This window comes from Pseudomarimonas salicorniae (assembly GCF_023156535.1).
Taxonomy (GTDB): domain Bacteria; phylum Pseudomonadota; class Gammaproteobacteria; order Xanthomonadales; family Xanthomonadaceae; genus Pseudomarimonas; species Pseudomarimonas salicorniae.
This window is the reverse complement of sequence record NZ_JALNMH010000020.1, coordinates 23,805-44,700: the sequence shown is the minus strand read 5'-3', so window position 1 is coordinate 44,700 and position 20,896 is coordinate 23,805. Positions and strand designations below refer to the sequence as shown.

The following is a 20,896-nucleotide window of genomic DNA, read 5'->3' as shown; positions in this document are numbered from 1 at the left end:
ACATACGAGGTCAGCCAAAGCTGCCCCAAGGAGCAAGCGGCTTCCCCGGAAATCGACCGGTGGTATAGGCGAATCTGAAGCCGGATCCAAGGTACAAGGAGCCAGCTTGCTGGCGATCGTCCCATCCGGGGCGCCTATCGCCAGCAAGCTGGCTCCTACAGCGGGGCCGGGGCGAATGCGAACTTCGCGCCCACTGTTGCCGCTCAGCTCGGAGCGTTCGCCCGTCGCCGGGATCCGGGCGAGGCGGGCAGCGGGACGACATTGCCTTCCACGCAGGCGAAGCAGCGGACACCATCGCGGCGCTGGACCAGGGTACCCCCCGTCAGCAGTGAGAACGCCGGCAGCAGCAGGCCTGTGGAGTCGAGCCGGAAAGCCGGCCAGCGTCGTGCCAGGCCGGGGAGGCGGACGCAGGGGTGAAGGTGGCCGCAGATCGCGAGCGGATCGGCGACGGCAGGGGGTTCGTGGGTCAGGCGCAGCCCCCCGAGTTCCACCATGCCCTCGACCCGCTCGACGCCGAGTCGGGATGGATCGAGCGAGCGGTCATGGTTACCGGCGATGACCCGGATCTCCAGCCCGGGATGGGGTTGGCGGAAATCCCGCCAGCGATCCAGCCACGGTGCCTCGCGCAGCGGCCCATGAAGCATATCTCCGAGAATCCAGAGCGCCTCCGGCCGGTAGCGGTCGACCAGCGCGGTCAGGCGTTCGAGGTCGGCGCTGGTGTTGCCGCGCGGCGCGAGAATGCCGGCGCGGCGCAGCACATCGGCCTTGCCAAGGTGCAGGTCGGCGATCAGCAAGGCGCGCTGCGCCGGCCAGTAGACGGCGCGCTCGCCGAGCAGCAGCAGAGTCTGGTCAACAAGTGAAACAGCATGCTCAGCGGGCAAGTCCGCGCTCCAGCTTCTCGGCCGCGCGGCGCACGCGGGTGGTCCAGTCCTCGGTGCTGAGCTGGCCGCGCTGGCTCTCCGCCCAGAGCGGGAAGGCCAGCGGGCTGAAGCCCTCGAGCGTGACCTCGCTGCGTGGCGAAGCGGACAACCGCCGCAGCAGGACGCGCAGCGCGTCCTCGCACAGCTGCTGCTCGCGCACCTCGCGCTCGGCCTGGGCCAGCAGCAGGTGGCCGGGGTCATGCCGGCTGAGCACGTCGAACAGCAGGGCGCTGCTGGCCTGCAGGGCGCGCAGCGAGCGCGGTGCGCGACCGGGCAGGGAGGGCGGCAGCAGGCCAGCGACGCGCGCAACCTCGCGAAACTGCCGGCGCGCCAGCTCGGCAAGATTGAGGCACCGCGCAAGGTCCTCATGCAGGCCGTCCGGCGACAGCAGGGCGGCCCAGGCCGCGGCGTCCAGCGCAGGCAGCGCATCGCCGGACAGCATCAGTCCGTAGTCGCTGCAGCTGAAGGTGTAGGTGCCCGGGGCGATCCGGGACAGTCGCCAGGCCCACAGCGCGGCCAGACCATCGTGCAGCTGGCGGCCGGCGAACGGATAGACGAACAGGTGCTCGCCCTCGCGCGAGGCGGCGCGCTCGACCAGCAGGCCGCCCGGCGTGGGCAGCCGGGAGCGCCGTGCCTGCGCCTCGCGCAGCGGCGCCAGCGCGGCACGCTCGGCGGCGTCCTGCGGGTCGGCCAGCACCTCGGCCACGCGCGGTCCGACCGCGTTCGACAGCGGCAGCTGGCCGCCCTGCCAGCGTGGAACGCGGCCATCATGCTTGGGCGCCAGCTTCACAAGAGCGACCATGTTCTCCACCCGCACCAGCTGCAGGGCGCGCCCGGCGAACAGGAAGCGGTCGCCCGGCGTAAGCTGGCCGACGAAGCGTTCCTCGACATGGCCCAGCGTCTTGCCGCGCAGCAGCTTGACCGCCAGCGCGCCGTCGCTGCTGATGGTGCCGATCGACAGCCGGTGGCGCAGGGCGATGCGTCGGTCGTCCAGCACATAGCGGCCGGTCTCGTCGCGACGCACGCGGCGGTAGTCCGGGTAGTGCGCCAGCGCCTCGCCGCCGACCTCGATAAAGCGCAGCACGGCATCGAAGGTGGCGCGCTCCAGCGCCGCATAGGCATGGCTGCGCCGCACCTCGGCGAACAGCGCGTCGGCCTCGAAGCCGCCGCCCAGGGCCAGGGTGACCGCATGCTGGGCGAGTACGTCCAGACAGCCGACCAAGGGTGGCCGCGACTCCACCGCATCGCGTTCCACCGCCCGGCGCACGGCGGCGTACTCGGCGATTTCCAGCGCATGGGTCGGCACGCCGAGGATCGCCCCGCTCTCGCCGGGTCGATGCTTGGCGCGCCCGGCGCGCTGCAGCAGGCGGGCCACGCCCTTGGGGCTGCCGATCTGCAGCACCTGCTCGACCGGCGGAAAATCGACCCCGAGATCGAGGCTGCTGGTCGCGACCACCGCGCGCAGCCGGCCTGCGGCAAGCGCCTGCTCGACCGCCCGGCGCTGCGCCGGGTCGATCGAGCCATGGTGCAGGGCCAGCGTCGACAGGTCTTCCGGCCAGACCGCGGACAGCGCCTGGTGCCAGAGCTCGGCCTGCGCGCGGGTGTTGGTGAAGACCAGGCTGCTCGGCGCGGCTATCAGCCGCTGCAGCACCTGGGGCAGCTGGGAGAGCCCGAGGTGGCCGGCATAGGGAAAGCGGCCGGGCTCGCGGGGCAGCAGGCATTCCACCTCGGTGCGTCGCCGCGGCGCGCCGCCAACGCAGTGCGGTTTGGCCTCGCCGGGCAACAGCACCTGCGCGGCCTCCTCAAGATTGCCCAGGGTGGCCGACAGCCCCCAGCAGCGCAGCCCCGACACCCGCTGGCGCAGCCGGGCAAGGCCCAGTTCCAGCAGGACACCGCGTTTGCTGCCCAGCAGCTCGTGCCACTCGTCGACCACCACCGCGCGCAGGCTGTCGAGGCTGGCCTGGGTATCGGCATAGGACAGCAGCAGGGACAGGGACTCGGGCGTGGTCACCACCACCTCGCGTTTCCCCGAGCGAGCCAGGCGCTTGTCGCGCGCGCTGGCATCGCCGGTGCGCAGCACCACCTGCCAGCCCAGGCCCAGTCCGTCGATGGCAACCTGCAGCGCACGCGCGGTATCCGCCGCCAGGGCGCGCAGCGGGGTGATCCAGAGCAGCCGCGGCGCGCCGCCGCGATCACCCTCGGCGAGGGCCTCGATCAAGGGGCCGCCGGCCACCGCCAGGGTCTTGCCGCTGCCGGTAGGCGTATGCAGCAGGCCGCTGCGGCCGGCGAGATAGGCCGTCCACACCTCGCGCTGGTGCGCCAGCGGCGCGTAGCCCTGCGCCGCAAACCAGGCCTCGAGCCGCGCCTGCGCCGCGTCCATCGCGCTGTCCGAGCGGCGTGCGTTCATCGCGCCAGCGCCGCCAGCTGCTCCAGCCGATCCGCCTCGGCGGCCGGCTTGTCCTCGCGCCAGCGCAGGATGCGCGGAAAGCGCACCGCGATGCCCGACTTGTGCCGCGGGCTGCGATTGACCCCTTCGAAGGCCAGCTCGAACACCTGCAGCGGCTGCACCGCGCGCACCGGGCCGAAGCGCTCGGTGGTGTGGCTACGGATCCAGCGGTCGAGCCGGCCGATCTCGGCATCCGACAGGCCCGAGTAGGCCTTGGCCACCGGCACCAGGGCCTCGCCATCCCACAGCGCAAAGGTGTAGTCGGTATACAGGTTGCTGCGCCTTCCATGCCCGGCCTGGGCGTAGATCAGCACCGCGTCGACCGTGAGCGGGTCGATCTTCCACTTCCACCAGTCGCCGCGGCGGCGCCCGGCCTGGTAGACCGAGTCGCGGCGCTTGAGCATCAGGCCCTCGACGCCGCGTTCGCGGGCGGTCTCGCGCAGCGCGGCAGCGGCCTGCCATTCGCCAACCTCGACCGTCGGCGATAGACCGATGCACGGTGAAGCAATCTGCTCAAGCAGCGAGGCGAGCCTGGCCCTGCGGGCTGCGAGCGGCGTTTCGCGCAGGTCCCGCCCTGCGGCTTCGAGTTGGTCGTAGGTCAGCAATCGCACCGGCGCCTCACGAAGCGACTTCGCGCCCGGCTTGCGCCGCTGGATGCGGGTCTGCAGGGCGGAGAACGGCATCGGTAGCGGATCTCCTTCGCGCCAGGCCAGCAGCTCGCCGTCCAGCACGCTGCCGTCGGGCAGGGCCTCGGCGGCCTGCTCGATCTCGGGAAAGCGCCCATCGAGGCGCTCCTCGCCGCGCGACCACAGCGCGGTCTCGCCGCCGCGGCGGATCAGCTGCAGGCGGATGCCGTCCCATTTCCATTCCAGTAGCCAGTCGTCGATGGCGCCGAGCGTCTCCACCTCACGTTCCAGCGGAGAGGCGAGGAAGAAGGGGTAGGGCAGGGTGGCATCGCCCGGCTGCGCCTCGGGCGAGAGCAGGTTGGCATGAAAGGCTGCCGAGGGTGCCCAGTCGCCGAGCAGGCGCTGGGCAATCGTCGCTGCCGGTTGGCCGGAGCGCCGCGCCAGCACCTGCTGCACCAGTCCCTGGGCGACGCCGATGCGCAGGGCGCCGGTCAGCAGCTTGGTGAAGACGAGGCGCTGGGCGAAGGGCAGGGTGCGCCAGGCTTCGAGCACCTTTTCGCGCCGCGGCCCTTCATCAGCGCCCTTGAGCGGCAGCAGATCCTCTTCGATCCACTGCTGCAGACTGCGCTCGGGCGGCGGCGCAGCCGGCTCCGGCAGCAGCAGGCAGCAGGTCTCGGCCAGATCGCCGACGTGGCTGTAGCTTTCCTCGACCAGCCAGTCCGGCAGGCCGCTGGCCTCGGCGGCCCAGGCGCGCAGCTCGCCGCTGCGGGCGAGGCCGCGCAGGCGGCCGCCACACAGCAGCCAGACCGCCCAGCTCGCCGAGCCGGGGTCGGCGGCATCCAGATAGGCGTCGATCGCCGCCTGCTTGTCGCGGGTGGCGGTGCTGCGGTCGAGACGCTGGTAGAGGGCGGCGAAGGCGTCCATCAGTCGCCGCTGTCGAACGGTGTGGTAAACGTGTCAGCCTGAACACCGCGTTCCCGCAGTACGCGGATCAGGGCAGAGGGATCGCCGTGGGTGGCGATCACGCGCCGGGCGCCGCAGTCCTCGACGGTCTGCAGCAGGGCCGGCCAGTCGGCATGATCGCTGACCACGAAGCCGCGCTCGTAGCCGCGACGGCGGCGGTTGCCGCGGACCCGCATCCAGCCCGAGGCAAAGCCCAGCTGGGCGCCGCGGAAGCGTTTCATCCAGGGCGTGCCGGCGGCCGAGGGCGGCGCGAACACCAGCGCGCCGGCGGTGTCCTCGCCCTTCTCCAACTCGCTGACCGCGCGCGTCTCCGGCAGCGCCACGCCTGCTGCGCGATAGGCCTCGACGCCGGCGACCATCGCCCCGTGCAGCCACAGCTTCTGCGCGCCGAGTCGCCCGAGTTCGGCCAGCAGTCGCTGCGCCTTGCCCAGCGCATAGCACAGCAGCACCGCGGCCACCCCGCGCGCCGCGCACTCGGCCTGCCAGGCCAGGATCTCCCGCGCCACCTCGGGCGTGTCCTGCCAGCGATACACCGGCAGCGCGAAGGTGGCCTCGGTGATAAAGGTGTCGCAGGGCACCACCTCGAACGGCGCGCAGGTCGGGTCGGGCTGGCGCTTGTAGTCGCCGCTCGCCACCCAGACCCGCTCGCCCTGTTCGATGCGCACCTGGGCCGAGCCCAGCACATGCCCCGCCGAGTGCAGCGAGACGCGCACGCCGCCGAGGTCGAAGGCCTCGCCATAGCCGTACTCGATGAGCGGCACCTCGCCCAGCCGCCAGCGCAGGATACCGGCGCCGTCCGCCAAAGCGTGGTACTCGCCCATCCCGCTGCGCGCGTGATCGCTATGCCCATGGGTGATCACCGCCCGCGGAACAGGACGCCAGGGGTCGATATGGAAGTCGCCCGCGGGGCAGTAGAGGCCCTCGGGGCGCAGTTCGATGAGGTCGGGGCCTGGCATCCGCTAAAGCTAGCCTGTGGGTCGTCTTTTCCGTGGCAAGACGACCTCGGAGGGTGTCGGAGGATCGGGTGGCTGTGGCCCTCGCGACCGGCTTCAGCCTGAGCTTCCGAAATTCCCTAAGGATCCAGGCGTCGGATTAGCGAAAACCCCGCTTACCTCAGGCGGTGCTTATCGCTAAGGTCCGGTCACGGGGGGCGACATCTCACGACGAGACCGCTGTTGTCCTGTCCAGTCGGGACCGCCAGGGCGGGAGCGACAGGGTGGCGATGGGCCAGGAGGGCTCCGTGGCCTGCTTTCGATTCGCTTCCGGGAACTCCTCCATGATCATCTTGTCCGGCATCTGGCGCGGCGCGTGCGCCGCCAGCCTCGCCCTCGCAGGCAGCTTCGCAGTCGCGGCGCAGCCCTCGCCCGCCTCGCTTCCGGAGGCCGACTGGTCGCGGATCCGCGACCAGATCCAGGCAGCGGAGTACCAGCCCAAGCCGTCGCGGGACGGCTTTGAAGCAGGGAATCCGGCCCAGGGCTACCGGCTCGCCTTCCAGGATGACGGCAGTACGGTCGTGACCGGGGCAGAGGCGCAGCGCGGATTTGCCATCGGCATTCGCCCGCAAGCGCTCGGCTATGCAGGGGCGCTGGCCCAGCTGGGCGATCCGATCTCCCAGCGCGCAGAGCACGATGTGCTGCACACGCGCTGGTCAGAAACGTTCCGGGAATGGTGGGAGAACCGATCCACCGGCGCCCAGCAGTGGTTCGAGCTCAGCGAGCCTCCGGCGCCCGGCGCGGTGGATGCTCCGCTGGAGATCGTGCTCGCCGTCGATACGCCGCTGGCACTTGCTCTGGAGGGCGAAGGGTCGGAGCAGGCGCTGCGCCTGTTCGATGCGCACACCGAACTGCGCTACGCAGGACTCAAGGTCTGGGACGCGACCGGCCGCGCGCTTCCGGCCAATATGGTGCTCGAGGACCGGCGTGTCGCGCTCCAGGTCGACGATCGCGGCGCGGTGTATCCGGTCACGATCGACCCGACCCTGTCCCAGCAGGCCTACCTCAAGGCCAGCAACACCGAAGCCAACGACCGGTTCGGTTTCGCGCTGGCGCTGTCCGGTGACACGCTGGTGGTGGGTGCGCCGTACGAGGCCAGTGGCGCTACCGGCGTCGACGGCAACGAGAGCGACAACGGCGCCTACGCCAGTGGTGCCGCCTACGTGTTCGTCCGCAGTGGCAACACGTGGGTGCAGCAGGCCTACCTCAAGGCCAGCAACACGGGGGCGGACGACCAGTTCGGCCGCTCGGTTGCGATCGACGGCGACACCATGGTGGTGGGCGCGTGGCTTGAGGACAGCGACGCGACCGCGATCAACGGTGATCAGTCCAGCAATGCGGCGCAGAACAGCGGCGCCGCGTACGTGTTTGTGCGCAGCGGCGGTGTCTGGAGCCAGCAGGCCTACCTCAAGGCCAGCAACGCCCAGTTCCAGGACCAGTTCGGCTGGTCGGTATCGATCGACGGCGACACCCTCGTCGTCGGTGCACACCAGGAAAGCAGTGGCGCCACGGGTATCGATGGCGACCAGAGCGACAACACCGCCCCGTCCAGCGGTGCGGCCTATGTCTTCGTGCGCAGCAACGGCAACTGGAGCCAGCAGGCTTACCTCAAGGCCAGCAACAGCGAAAGCAACGATCGATTCGGCCACGCGGTGGCCATTCACGGCAATACCCTCGCGATTGGCGCCGTGGGAGAGGCCAGCAGCGCGACCGGTGTCGATGGCGACCAGGGCGACAACGGCGCGAACAGCAGCGGAGCGACCTACGTATTCCTGCGCAGCGCAGGCACCTGGACCCAGCAGGCTTACCTCAAGGCCAGCAACACCGGAAACTTCGACGCGTTCGGCACTTCGGTGGGCCTGGACGGCGACATGCTCGTGGTGGGGGCGTTCAACGAGGCCAGCAATGCGGTGGGCGTGAATGGTGACGGTGCCAACAACGCCGCACCCGGCAGCGGCGCCGCCTACGTATTCGTGCGCAGCGGCGGCAGCTGGGGCGAGCAGGCCTATCTCAAGGCCAGCAACACCGGCAACTACGACACCTTCGGGAATTCGGTGGCCATCTCGGGTGATGTCATTGCCGTGGGGGCGCCCTACGAGTCAAGCGACGCCACGGGCGTCGATGGGGATGGCGGCAATGACGACCTGTCGGAGAGCGGGGCGGCTTACCTGTACACCCGCAGTGCCGGAACCTGGACGCAGACGAGCTTCCTCAAGTCCAGCAGCGGCGACGAATCGGACTACTTCGGCCACGTGGTGGTCATCGCGGGTGGCACCGTTGTGGCGGGCGCAATCGACGAGAGCAGCAATGCGACCGGCATCAACGGTGACGACGCCAACAACAGCGCATATGCCAGCGGGGCCGCCTACGTCTTCGCGGTGCCCAGCTATCGCGTGCGCGGCAGCGTCGCCGGGCTTGCGGCCGGCAACAGCGTGGTGCTGCAGAACAACGGCGGCGATGACCTGACCGTTGCCGCGGACGGGCCATTCGCGTTCTCGACCGCGCTGGTCGATGGCAGCGCCTATGCGGTCACCGTGTCGACCCAGCCGAGCACCCCGAACCAGACCTGCGAGGTCGGCCGACAGCCCATCGTCAAGGGCAGCCCGGCAAACAGCGGGATGATCATGGGTGCCGACGTCACCGATCTCCTGGTGACCTGCACCACCAACCTCTACACCGTGGGCGGCAGCGTCAGCGGGCTTGCCGCCGGCAAAACGCTGGTGCTGCAGAACAATGGGGGAGACGACCTCAGTCTCTCCGCCAACGGTGCATTCACCTTTGCGACCGCGCTGCCCGATGGCAGCGCCTACAGCGTCAGCGTGCTCACGGCGCCCAGCATGCCCAACCAGACCTGCGCCCTCAGCCGCCAGACGCCGGGCAAGGGTGGCGCCACCCTTGACGGAGTGATCAGCGGCAGCAACGTGGGCGACATCCTCGTCACCTGCACCACCAACACCTACACCGTGGGCGGCAGTGTCGCAGGGCTCGCCCCCGGCAACACGCTGGTGCTTCAGAACAATGGGGGAGACGACCTCAGTCTCTCCGCCAACGGTGCATTCACCTTTGCGACCGCGCTGCCCGATGGCAGCGCCTACAGCGTCAGCGTGCTCACGGCGCCCAGCATGCCCAACCAGACCTGCGCCCTCAGCCGCCAGACGCCGGGCAAGGGCGGCGGCACCATCAGCGGAATGATCAGCGGCAGCAACGTGGGCGACATCCTGGTGACCTGCAGCACCAACACCTACACCGTGGGCGGCAGCGTTTCCGGACTGGCTGCGGGCAATAGCGTGGTGCTGCAGAACAACGATGGCGATGCGCTCACAGCGAGCAGCGACGGCGCCTTCACCTTTGCGACCGCGCTTCCCGATGGCAGCCCCTACTCGGTCGCCGTCCGGACCCAGCCGACAACGCCCAACCAGATCTGCGAGATCGGTCGGCAGTCGGCCGGAAAGGGCGCGCCTGTCGTGAGCGGCGTCATCATGGGCGCCAATGTCACGGACCTGCGGGTCACCTGCACGACCCAGCGATACACGATTGGCGGCTCGGTGAGCGGTCTGTCGGGCAGCGGCCTCATCCTGCGGAACAACGATGGCGATGACCTGGCCATCGCCGGCAACGGCAGCTTCACCTTCGCCTTGCCGGTCGTCGACGGCGGCACCTATGCCGTCAGCGTGTGGGTACAGCCGAGCAGTCCCAGTCAGACCTGCGTCGCCGCCCAGACCAGCACATCCGTGAGCGGCGGCCCGGTGACCAGCGTGACGGTGAACTGCAGCGACAATGCCAGCGCACCCTCGGCGCCGACCAATGTCCAGGTGGGACTGACCGGCTCCACCGCGGTGGTCCGTTGGGATCCTCCCGCTTCGAATGGCGGCGCACCTATCACGGAGTACACGGTGACGCTGCAGCCGGGCGGGCTCAGCTGTACGGTCAGCGGCAACCCGCCACCGACCACCTGCACGATCTCCGGGGTCCCTCCCGGGACTTACACGGCGGCGGTGTCGGCCCGCAATGCGGCCGGATCCGGCCCGGTGGCCAACGGCAGCTCGAACCCGCCCTTCGCGGCGCCCGCGGTGATCCCAGTCGACTCGCCCTGGGCGCTCGCCCTGCTGCTCGCGGCCATGGGCTGGCTGGGGCGTCAGGCGCTGGGCCGGCGGCCGGTCTAGTTGGTCCCAGCCACCCCGCATCGGCATCGTTGCGGGGTGGGCCCTGCTTGCCCTGATAGGCTCGGCCCGGAGAAGGCCTCAGCGGGCGCCGTTCCCGTTTTGGTCCACGTCTTGGTAGTCGTCTTCGACATCCTCCGGCTTGGCCGGCGTCGGCGGCCGGGCCAGCGCACTGCCGGCGAGGACAAGGAGCGACACGTAGTACGACCAGGCCATCAGCAGCACGATGGCGCTGGCCGGGCCGTAGGCGCTGCCGATGCCGGCGCGGGCGAAGTACAGGCCGAGCGCCCACTTGCCGAGCTGGAACAGCAGGGCGGTGACCACGCCGGCGATCAGGCAGCGGCGCATCGAGGGCCGCACGTAGGGCACGTAGTGGAACATCAGCGCGAAGGCCAGGGCGATCAGCGAGGTCGCGCTCAGCTCGCTGAAGGCGGTGACCACGGGCGAGCTGCCGGTGAACAGCGCGGCGATCGCGCTGCTGGCAACGAAGGTGGTCAGCAGCAGCATGCCCATGCCGACCAGCATGCCGAAGGACACCAGCCGGTCGCGGATCCAGCCGCGCCAGCCGCCCCGGCCCTCGTCGTCGAGGCCCCAGAGCCGGTTGATCGACTTCTGGAGCTGGCCGAACACCGCGCTGGCGGAGAAGGCGATGGCACCCAGCGCGACCCAGTCGGAGACGCCCTCCAGCCCCTCGGCATCTACGCGGGCAAGCACCAGCCGGGTGGCCTCGCCCACCTGCGGGCCCAGGATGGTGGCCAGTTCGGCGATGAAGCGCGCCTCGCGCTCGGGGCTGAGGCTGGACAGCAGCTTGACCGCGAAGGTCAGCAGCGGGGCAAAGGACAGTGAGGTGTAGAAGGCGATCGAGGCCGAGAGGGTCAGCGGGTCCCGCGACCAGAAGGCCAACAGCCCCCGCCCGGCCCGGCGCAGGGCCGGAAAGCGGTCGATCCATCGCGGGCGCTGCCCGCGCTGCGCGTCATCCTGGCTCATGAGTCTCCACGGTCCGGTGGATGCCGGGCGGCGCTGACCTGCCGCGTGTCCGGCCGAGCGCCGATAATGCGGGTTTTGCCGCGGAAACCCCAATGAGCGATCTGCCCCGAAGCGCCGAACTGCTGCTCTCCGCCGCCGCTGGACACGCCGACAGCGACCCCGCCGAGACCCGCGAGTGGCTGGAGGCCTTCGACGCCATCGTCGCCGCGCACGGCGTCGAGCGCGCGCAGTTCCTGTTCGACAAGCTCGCCGACCACGCGCTGGCCCGCGGCGTGCAGTCGGCGCGGGCGCGGGTGACGCCCTACTGCAACACGATCCCGCTGGCCCGGCAGCCGCACTATCCGGGCGACGAGGCGCTGGAGGCGCGGATTGCCGCGGCGATCCGCTGGAACGCCATGGTCATGGTGATGCGCGCCAATCGCGACGGCGGCGAGCAGGGCGGCCATATCGCCAGCTACGCCTCGGCGGCCGACCTGTTCGAGGTCGGCTTCCAGCATTTCTTCAAGGCCGACGGCCATCCCGACGGCAGCGATCTGGTGTTCTTCCAGCCGCACTCGGCGCCGGGCGTCTACGCCCGCGCCTTCCTCGAGGGGTTTCTCAGCGAACAGCAACTGGAGCACTACCGGCGGGAGATCGGCGGCAGCGGCCTCAGCTCCTACCCGCATCCCTGGCTGATGCCGGACTTCTGGCAGTTCCCGACCGGGTCCATGGGCCTTGGTCCGATCAATGCCATCTACCAGGCGCGCTTCCTGCGCTATCTGGACCATCGCGGACTGAAGGACGCGGGGGAACGGCGTGTATGGGGCTTCTTCGGCGACGGCGAGATGGACGAGCCGGAGTCGATCGGCGCGCTGTCGCTGGCCGCGCGCGAGCGCCTCGATCACCTGACCTTCGTCATCAACTGCAACCTGCAGCGGCTCGACGGGCCGGTGCGCGGCAACAGCCGGATCATCGACGAGCTGGAAGCGCTGTTCACCGGTGCGGGCTGGCATGTGATCAAGGTGATCTGGAGTTCGGACTGGGACCTGCTGTTTGCTCGCGACGCCCAGAACGAGCTGCTGCGCGCCTTCGCCCGCACCGTTGACGGCCAGTTCCAGACCCTGTCGGCCAATGACGGTGCCTACAACCGCGACCGCTTCTTTGCCCAGTCGCCCGAGCTGTCGGCCCTGGTCGCCGACCTGTCGGATGCCGATATCGACCGCCTGCGGCGTGGCGGCCATGACGTGCGCAAGCTCTACGCGGCCTATGCCGCGGCGGTCGCCCATCGCGGCCAGCCAACGGTGATCCTGGCCAAGACCATGAAGGGCTTCGGCATGGGCAGCGCCGGCCAGGGGCGGATGACCACCCACCAGCAGAAGAAGCTCGACACCGAACAGCTGCGCGCCTTCCGCGACCGCTTCGGCCTGCCGCTGGAGGATGCTGCCATCGAGCAGCTGCGGTTCTACAAGCCTGCTGCAGACAGCCCGGAACTGCGCTACCTGCAGGCGCGGCGCGAGGCGCTCGGCGGCTACCTGCCGCGTCGGCGGCAGAAAGCTACACACGCCGTTGCGCTGCCCGCCGTCGAGGGCTGGGCACGCTTTGCCCTGGAGGCCGAGGGCAAGGAGATGTCGACCACCATGGCCGTGGTGCGCATGCTCGGCAGCCTGCTCAAGGACGAGACGCTCGGCCCGCGCATCGTGCCGATCGTCGCCGACGAGGCGCGCACCTTCGGCATGGCCTCGCTGTTCCGCCAGGTCGGCATCTACGCGCCGCAGGGCCAGCTCTACGAACCCGAGGACCTCGGCTCGATGCTCTACTACCGCGAGGAGCGCGGTGGGCAGATCCTGGAGGAGGGCATCTCCGAGGCCGGCGCGATCAGCTCGTGGATTGCGGCGGCGACCAGCTACAGCGTCAGCGACCTCGCCATGCTGCCGTTCTACATCTACTACTCGATGTTCGGCTACCAGCGCGTCGGCGACCTGGTCTGGGCCGCCGCCGACCAGCGTGCCCGCGGCTTCCTGCTCGGCGCCACCGCCGGGCGCACCACCCTCAACGGCGAGGGCCTGCAGCACCAGGACGGCGCTTCACTGCCGATGTTCGCCACCGTGCCCAACTGCCGCGCCTACGATCCGGCCTTCGCCTACGAGGTGGCGGTCATCGTTGAAGCCGGCATGCAGGCCATGCTGGGCGAGCAGGAGGACGTGTTCTATTACCTCACCGTGGGCAACGCGAACCTGCCGCAGCCCTCGATCGGAGAGGCCGATCGCGAAGGCATCCGCCGCGGCCTGCATCGCCTGCCGGCGCAGCCGGACAAGGCCGTCGTCCAGCTGCTCGGATCGGGCGCGATCATCAGCGAGGTGCTGCGCGCAAAGCATATGTTGAATTCCGAATTCGGCATCGAGGCCGCGGTGTGGAGCGCCACCAGCTACGCCGAGCTGCAGCGCGAAGGCATGGCGGTCGAGCGCGCCAGGCGGCTCGGCGAAGATGTCGAGCCCTCGTGGGTCGAGCGCACCCTCGGCCGGGCGAACGGTCCGGTGATCGCCGCCAGCGACTACGTCCGCGCCTGGCCCGAGCTGATACGCGCCTTCCTGCCGCAGCGCTACGTCACCCTCGGCACCGACGGCTTCGGCCGCAGCGATACCCGCGCCGGCCTGCGCGCCTTCTTCGAGGTCGATGCCGAATCCATCGTCATCGCCGCGCTGGATGCGCTCGCCGCAGAGGGTCGGGTCAAGGCCCTCCGCGTCGCCGAGGCGCGCACGCGCTACGGCCGAGGCAGCAGCGCGGCGCCCTGGGGGCTGTAGGGTGCCCGCAGGCAGACCCCGGGGCGCCCGGGCGTTACCCTTCGCCTGCCTGGAGTGGAGACAAGCACATGCAACGCGCACGCATGCCCGAGACGTGGCGGACGGAAAGACTGCGGGCGACGGCGCTCAGCGAAGCGCATCTCGGCGATCTTTGCGCTCTTCATCAAGACCCCGAGGTCATGCGACATCTTTCGGTCGACGGGCGGTCGCTGTCCGATGAGGAAACCCGGGCAGGACTCGAGGCCGCGATGGGGCACTGGCAGGAACATGGATTTGGCCTGTGGGCCTTCCATGATCTGCATAGCGGCGAGTTCGTCGGCCGCGCCGGACTCAAGTGGTATGACCTGCCGGGTCTCGACGGGCGACGGGAGGTCGGACTGGCCTACGCCGTGCCGTCCCGGTTCTGGCAGCGCGGGTTCGCAACGGAGATGGCCTCGGGCGCCCTGTCGGTCGGCTTCGGCGCGGGTGGACTGCCCGCGGTGGGCTCATGGACGCTTCCGGGCAATATCCCCTCGCAGCGGGTCATGGAGAAGCTTGGGTTTCGCTATCAGACGGATTTCGAGTTCGCCGGCCTGCCGCACCGCTACTACCGCCTTGAACCGGGGGGGTTCTCGCCGCAGCGGGTCGGCGACCCGAATCCGTCGGTGCCTGGGTAGGGCGCGGAGTGCGCCTCCGCCCCGGTCCATCAAAGGGGCCGATGTTCTGTGGGAGTGCACTTGGGCGCGACCGCGGAGACCCGCTCTGGCCGCGGTCTGTGGTGAATCCGTAGCGCTGCGGTCGCGCCCAAGGGCGCTCCCACAGTCGGGTCTCGTTGAGTTGCGAGAATGCGGTCGAAAGAGGGCGGGATTCAGACGCGCCGGAAGGGCGCAAACCGGCCCTTACAGCGCCGTTGCGTGTAGGAGCCAGCTTGCTGGCGATAGGCGCCCCGGATGGGACGATCGCCAGCAAGCTGGCTCCTACTGCGGGTTATGCGGAAGGTCTTCTTCGCGCCCGAACCAGCCGCTCGCCCCTTGTCAACCGGTTGCCATCCGGCCCGGGGCGGGGACAATCGCCCTCCCCGCTGTTTCAGGAAAGCCTTCGGACATGTCGCAGAACCCCACCGTTGCCGCCCGCATCGCCCGCCGCATCGCGGAAGATATCGCCGCCAAGCCCGACCAGGTGAATGCCGCGGTGGAGCTGCTGGATGGGGGCGCGACGGTGCCGTTCATCGCCCGCTACCGCAAGGAGGTGACCGGTGGATTGGACGATACCCAGCTGCGCACGCTGGAAGAGCGGCTGACCTACCTGCGCGAGCTGGAGGACCGCCGCGCGGCGATCCTCGCCTCCATCGATGAGCAGGGCAAGCTGGACGATGCGCTGCGCGGCGAGATCGAGAACGCCGACAGCAAGGCGCGGCTGGAGGACCTCTACCTGCCCTACAAGCCCAAGCGCCGCACCCGCGCGCAGATCGCCCGCGAGGCCGGTCTGGAGCCGTTGGCGGACGCGCTGCTCGGTGATCCCTCGCTGTCGCCGGAAGACTGCGCGGCGCGCTATGTCGATGCGGACAAGGGCGTGGCCGATGCCAAGGCGGCGCTGGACGGTGCGCGGGCCATCCTGCTGGAGCGCTGGAGCGAGGACGCCACCCTGCTCGGTGACCTGCGCCAATGGTTGAGCCAGACCGGGGTGGCCAGGGCCAGGGTGGTCGAGGGCAAGCAGCAGGAGGGCGCCAAGTACAGCGACTACTTCGACCACGCCGAGCCGCTGGCGCAGATTCCCTCGCACCGCATGCTGGCCCTTCTGCGAGCGCGTCGCGAGGAGATCATCAGCCTCGATCTTGATCCCGGCAACGATCCCGACGCCGGCCATGCCCAGGCCGAGGCGCGGATCGCCCAGCGCGTCGGCGTGTCCGATCAGGGGCGCCCGGCCGACCGCTGGCTGCGCGATTCGGTGCGTCTGTGCTGGAAGGCGCGATTGCACATGACCCTGTCGCTGGACCTGATCGGCGCCGCGCGCGAAAAGGCCGAGGCCGAGGCGATCAACGTGTTCGGCGACAACCTGAAGGATCTGCTGCTGGCCGCGCCCGCCGGCTCGCGTGCGGTGATGGGTCTCGACCCGGGCCTGCGCACCGGCGTGAAGGTGGCCGTGGTCGACGGCACCGGCAAGCTGGTCGCCACCGACACCATCTATCCGCACGAGCCGAAGCGGCAGTGGGATGCATCGATCAGCGCGCTGCGCCGGCTCTGTTCTGAACATGCCGTTGAGCTGATCGCCATCGGTAACGGCACCGCCTCGCGCGAGACCGACAAGCTCGCCGGCGAGCTGATGAAGAAGCATCCGGAGCTGAAGCTGCAGAAGATCGTGGTCAGCGAGGCCGGCGCCTCGGTGTACTCGGCCTCGGCGCTGGCGGCGGCGGAGTTTCCGAACCTCGATGTCTCGCTGCGCGGCGCGGTGTCGATCGCCCGCCGCCTGCAGGACCCGCTGGCCGAGCTGGTCAAGATCGAGCCCAAGGCGATCGGCGTTGGACAGTACCAGCACGACGTCAATCCGTTTGCCCTTGCTCGCGCCCTGGACGCCAGGGTCGAGGACTGCGTGAACGCGGTCGGCGTCGAGGTGAACACGGCCTCCAGCGCGCTGCTGGCGCGGGTCGCCGGCCTGTCCGGCACGGTCGCGGAGAACATCGTCGCGCACCGCGACGCCAACGGCCCGTTCCGCTCACGCCGCGAGCTGCTCAAGGTGCCGCGCCTGGGCGAGAAGACCTTCGAGCAGTGCGCCGGCTTCCTGCGCATCCGCGAGGGCGACGAGCCGCTGGATGCCTCCTCGGTGCATCCCGAGGCCTACCCGCTGGTGGAACGCATGGTCAAGGACTGCGGCAAGCCGGTCCGCGCGCTGATCGGCGATGCGGCCGCGCTGCGCGGGCTGAAGCCCGAACGCTACACCGACGAGCGCTTCGGCCTGCCCACCGTGCGCGACATCCTGAAGGAGCTGGAGAAGCCCGGCCGCGACCCGCGCCCGGCCTTCCAGGCCGCCCGCTTCGCAGACGGCGTCGAGGACATGAAGGACCTGCGCCCCGGCATGGTGCTGGAGGGCGTGGTGACCAATGTCGCTGCCTTCGGCGCCTTCGTCGACATCGGCGTGCACCAGGACGGTCTCGTGCACATCTCCGCCCTGGCCGACCGCTTCGTCAAGGATCCGCGCGAGGTGGTCAAGGTCGGCGATATCGTCAAGGTCAAGGTGCTCGACGTCGATCTTGCCCGCAAACGCATCGCCCTGACCCGCCGCCTCGACGACAGCGAGCCTGCACCGCGCCGCGGCGAAGCGCCGGGCGCTGCCGGCCGCGGCCCCAGGGGCGCCGGCGCGCGCGGCGGGCCTTCCCGCCCGACCAGCCAGCCCGCCCCCGCCGACAACGCCCTCGCCGCGGCCTTTGCCCGGGCGCGGGGGAGCTAGCCCGCGGAACGAGCGACCCAGGGCGCCTGGATTCTCCTGCGATTCTGGAGCGAGCAAAGGGCGCGAGGTTCGCATTCTCCCCGGTTCATAAAATGGGCCGATGTTCTGTGGGAGTGCCCTTGGGCGCGACCGCGGAGACGCGCTCTGGCCTCGGTCTGTGGTGAACCCGGTACGCCGCGGTCGCGCCCAAGGGCGCTCCCACAGTCGGGCTTCGTTGGGCGTCGGCGACATCCATAGGGTGTGCCTTGGAGCACCGATACGAGCGTTCGGACGGTATGCCCGGTGCGGCCAGCCGCACCCTATGAATGTCCGCGTCGCGCCCGAATCGGCCGCCGGGCTTGGCCGATTCCGCGCCAGCCGGCATGCTTGCGCGATTCGCAGCGAAGCCAACCATGACCGAGCATTGCAATATCGCGGCCTCGCTGAGCGAGGCGGCCCGGGAGCAGCCTGACGCCATCGCCATCCGCTGTCCCAGCGGTCGCTCGCCCTCGGGCGGCGTCGCCTGGGACACCGTACTCAGCTACCGCGACCTCGATGCGCGCAGCGATGCCATCGCGCGCGGGCTGTTGGCCTCGGGATTCGCACGCGGCGAGCGCTGCGCGCTGATGGTGCGGCCATCGCCCGAGCTGTTCCTGCTGATGTTCGCCCTGTTCAAGGCCGGCATCGTGCCCGTGCTGATCGATCCGGGTATCAGCAAGCGGGCGCTGAAGCAGTGCCTTGACGAGGCCGCGCCCTCCGGCTTCATCGGCATCCCGCTGGCGCATGTCGCCCGGCTGCTGCTGGGCTGGGCACGCGCGAGCGTCAAGCGTACGGTCACGGCAGGGCGTTTCGCGCCCTGGGGCGGAACGAAGCTGGTCGACATCGAAGCCCGCGGACGGGACCGCAGCGATGTGCTCTGCGTCACCGCGCCCGATGATCTTGCGGCGATCCTTTTCACCTCCGGTTCCACCGGCGTGCCCAAGGGCGTGTGCTACCGGCACCGTCACTTCGTCGCCCAGGTCGCCATGCTGCGCGAGGCCTTCGGCATCGAGGCTGGCGGGGTCGACCTGCCGACCTTCCCCCCCTTTGCGCTGTTCGATCCGGCGCTCGGGCTGACCTCGATCATCCCGGACATGGACCCGACGCGCCCGGCCAGGGCGGATCCAGCCAAGCTGGTGCAAGCGATCCAGACCTTCTTGGTGACCCAGATGTTCGGCTCGCCGGCCCTGGTCGATGTGCTCAGTCGCTATGGCGTGGAGCGTGGGATCCGACTCGACTCGCTCAAGCGGGTCACCTCGGCCGGCGCCCCGGTGCCGCCCGACGTGGTCGCGCGCATGCAGCGGCTGCTGCCCGAGGACGGCGAGATCTGGACCCCGTACGGCGCCACCGAATGCCTGCCCGTGGCAGTGATCGAGGGCCGCGAGCTGCGCGAGACGCGGATCGCCACCGAGGCCGGCGCCGGCACCTGCATCGGCCGACCGGTGGCGGGCAATACAGTGCGCCTGATTGCCATCACCGATGCCGTGATCGAGGACTGGTCGGCGACCTTGCCCGTGGCTCCGGGCACGGTCGGCGAGATCACCGTCGCCGGGCCAAGTGCGACCGACAGCTACCACGCCCGCCCGGAGGCCACCGCCAGGGCGAAGATCCTCGAGCGCCTCCCCGACGGCAGCGAGCGCATCGTCCATCGCATGGGCGACCTCGGCTGGTTCGACGACCATGGCCGACTCTGGTTCTGCGGTCGCAAGTCGCAGCGGGTGGAGTGCGCCGATGGTCCGCTGTTCACCGAGCAGGTCGAGCCGGTATTCAACCAGCACGCAGCTGTACGCCGCAGCGCCCTGGTAGGCATTGGCGAGTACCCGCGGCAGCGGCCGGTCCTGGTGGTGGAACTGCAGGCCAAGGCCGACGCCGCCGACCGGCGGCGCATCGAGGCCGAGCTGCGTGAACTGGGCAGCCATCATGCCCACACCCGGCGTATCGACCGCTTCATGTTCCATCCGCGCTTCCCGGTCGACATCCGCCACAACGCCAAGATCGGCCGCGAGCAGCTGGCGCGCTGGGCCGCCGCGCAGACCGGCGCATGAGCCATCCGCTGGAGGCGGCCTTCCGCGCTACCTGCTACCGGATCCTGCTCGACGACGATTGGATCGAGACGCGCATCGACCGGCCATCGCCGCGCCTGGCGCGCTGGCTGGCCGAGCATGCCTGCCCCATCGCCAGCCTGGTCAGCGCCCGCAATCCGCAGGGGCGGGCGCTGGACGATGTCGGGAACCGGGAACGCGAGCGAACGCTGCGCGCCGAACTGGCCGGGCGCGGTCTGATCGGTTTGCCGGCGGAGGGGACGGCCGGGGACTGGCGCGAGCCCAGCCTGTTCGTGCCCGGGCTGGGCGGCGAGGCCTGCCGCGCATTGATGCAGGCCTTCGACCAGCTGGCCTGGGTTGAGTACGATGCGGCGGGGCTCGCGCGTCTGCGCTGGACCCGCGACCCGGACAGTCAGGAACAAACATGCAGGTAGCAGTCACCGGCGGCGGAGGATTCCTCGGACAGGCCCTGTGCCGGGCCCTGGTCGAGCGAGGGATCAAGGTACGCAGCCTGTCGCGCAACACCTACCGGCCCCTGGCCGCGATGGGCGTCTCCCAGACCCAGGTCGATATCGGTGACTTCGGCGGGCTCAGCGAGGCCCTGCGCGGCGTCGATGCGGTATTCCACGTCGCCGCCAAGGCCGGCGCCTGGGGCGATTTCCGCGACTACTTCGAGGCCAATGTGCGCGGCACGCGCAACGTGATAGCCGCCTGCGGCATGAACGGCGTGCGTACCCTGGTGCACACCTCGACGCCCAGCGTGGCCCATCGCGGCGCGGTACCGGTCGAGGGCCTGTCGGCCGAGCAGGCGCCGGTGGCGACCCGCTTCAAGGCGGTCTACCCCGCCACCAAGGCAGTCGCCGAGGCGGCAGTGCTGGAGGCCAACGGGCCGGACCTCGCCACCGTCTCGCTGCGCCCGCGCCTGATCTGGGGGCCGGGAGACAACCACCTGCTGCCGCGGCTGGCCGAGCGCGCCCGTGCCGGACGCCTGCGTCTGGTCGGTGACGGCAGCAACCGCATCGACACGACCTACATCGACAACGCGGTGTCCGCCCACCTGGCCGCCTTCGATGCCCTGCATGACAGGCCGCGGGCGAAATGCGCCGGCAAGGCCTATTTCATTTCCAACGGTGAGCCCAAGCCCGTCGCCGACGTCATCAACAGCCTGCTGCGCGCCGCCGGCGCGCCGATGGTCGACAAGCTGATGCCGTATCGCGCCGCCTACTGGCTCGGAGCGGCCTGCGAGCGGGCCTGGAGCTGGCTGCCCTTGTCCGGTGAGCCGCCGATGACCCGCTTCCTCGCCGAGCAGCTCGCCACCCCGCACTGGTACGACATGGGCCCGGCGCGCAGCGACTTCGGCTACCAGCCCAGGGTCAGCTTTATCGAGGGCCTGAAGAAGCTCGGAGAATCCCTGCGCGCTGCCGGCCGTTGAGGGCGCGTAAAAGACACGCATAGGGTGCGGCTGGCCGCACCGGGCGTACCGTCCGGCCGCCCGTCTCGGTGCGCCCAAGGAAGGCGAGGCTACGCTGACGCCCACCA

General features: G+C 70.1%; 12 protein-coding genes. 7 read left to right on the top strand and 5 right to left on the bottom strand.

From position 1 onward, the window contains the following. Window positions 1-203: 203 nt before the first annotated feature. Genes pdeM through M0G41_RS17885 form a run of 4 tightly spaced genes read right to left on the bottom strand, consistent with a single transcriptional unit; the run spans window position 204 to window position 5,911 of the window. Window positions 204-881 carry a ligase-associated DNA damage response endonuclease PdeM gene (pdeM, locus tag M0G41_RS17900; RefSeq protein ID WP_248211544.1) on the bottom strand — a complete coding sequence of 226 codons (678 nt, stop codon included), beginning with the start codon at window positions 879-881 and terminating at the stop codon, window positions 204-206. Continuing rightward, window positions 871-3,327 (bottom strand): ligase-associated DNA damage response DEXH box helicase, encoded by a 2,457-nt coding sequence (locus M0G41_RS17895; RefSeq protein ID WP_425511278.1) that lies wholly within the window; start codon window positions 3,325-3,327, stop codon window positions 871-873. Before M0G41_RS17895 ends, pdeM begins: the two co-directional genes overlap by 11 nt. Next, complete coding sequence (locus M0G41_RS17890) at window positions 3,324-4,916, bottom strand: ATP-dependent DNA ligase (RefSeq protein WP_248211543.1); 1,593 nt, start codon at window positions 4,914-4,916, stop codon at window positions 3,324-3,326. Before M0G41_RS17890 ends, M0G41_RS17895 begins: the two co-directional genes overlap by 4 nt. Then, complete coding sequence (locus M0G41_RS17885; RefSeq protein ID WP_248211542.1) at window positions 4,916-5,911, bottom strand: ligase-associated DNA damage response exonuclease; 996 nt, start codon at window positions 5,909-5,911, stop codon at window positions 4,916-4,918. The genes M0G41_RS17890 and M0G41_RS17885 overlap by 1 nt, the downstream gene beginning before the upstream one ends. Window positions 5,912-6,231: 320 nt before the next feature. On the opposite strand from M0G41_RS17885, the gene M0G41_RS17880 reads away from it, so the two are divergent. Further along, window positions 6,232-10,110 (top strand): fibronectin type III domain-containing protein, encoded by a 3,879-nt coding sequence (locus M0G41_RS17880; protein WP_248211541.1) that lies wholly within the window; start codon window positions 6,232-6,234, stop codon window positions 10,108-10,110. A 78-nt stretch (window positions 10,111-10,188) separates the two neighbouring features. Here the strand turns inward: M0G41_RS17880 and M0G41_RS17875 are convergent, their stop codons facing one another. Beyond that, the gene (locus tag M0G41_RS17875) at window positions 10,189-11,094 is read right to left on the bottom strand and encodes a YihY/virulence factor BrkB family protein (protein WP_248211539.1); all 906 of its coding nucleotides are present in this window, start codon (window positions 11,092-11,094) and stop codon (window positions 10,189-10,191) included. Between the two features lie 92 nt (window positions 11,095-11,186). Here M0G41_RS17875 and mdeB point away from each other — a divergent pair, with 92 nt between their 5' ends. The 6 genes from mdeB (at window position 11,187) to M0G41_RS17845 (ending at window position 20,789) form a co-directional block, all read left to right on the top strand. Continuing rightward, window positions 11,187-13,874 (top strand): alpha-ketoglutarate dehydrogenase, encoded by a 2,688-nt coding sequence (gene mdeB, locus M0G41_RS17870; protein WP_248211535.1) that lies wholly within the window; start codon window positions 11,187-11,189, stop codon window positions 13,872-13,874. Between the two features lie 68 nt (window positions 13,875-13,942). Continuing rightward, a complete protein-coding gene (locus M0G41_RS17865; RefSeq protein WP_343226505.1) occupies window positions 13,943-14,530 on the top strand; it encodes a GNAT family N-acetyltransferase in 588 nt (195 codons plus the stop codon). Window positions 14,531-14,957: 427 nt separating this feature from the next. Continuing rightward, window positions 14,958-17,297, top strand: coding sequence for a Tex family protein (locus tag M0G41_RS17860; protein ID WP_248211534.1), 2,340 nt, complete (start codon window positions 14,958-14,960; stop codon window positions 17,295-17,297). Between the two features lie 392 nt (window positions 17,298-17,689). After that, a complete protein-coding gene (gene oleC / locus M0G41_RS17855) occupies window positions 17,690-19,360 on the top strand; it encodes an olefin beta-lactone synthetase (RefSeq protein ID WP_248211531.1) in 1,671 nt (556 codons plus the stop codon). After that, window positions 19,357-19,791 carry a DUF3293 domain-containing protein gene (locus M0G41_RS17850; protein WP_248211530.1) on the top strand — a complete coding sequence of 145 codons (435 nt, stop codon included), beginning with the start codon at window positions 19,357-19,359 and terminating at the stop codon, window positions 19,789-19,791. Before oleC ends, M0G41_RS17850 begins: the two co-directional genes overlap by 4 nt. Next, window positions 19,782-20,789 (top strand): NAD-dependent epimerase/dehydratase family protein, encoded by a 1,008-nt coding sequence (locus tag M0G41_RS17845; RefSeq protein WP_248211529.1) that lies wholly within the window; start codon window positions 19,782-19,784, stop codon window positions 20,787-20,789. The genes M0G41_RS17850 and M0G41_RS17845 overlap by 10 nt, the downstream gene beginning before the upstream one ends. Window positions 20,790-20,896 lie beyond the last annotated feature (107 nt).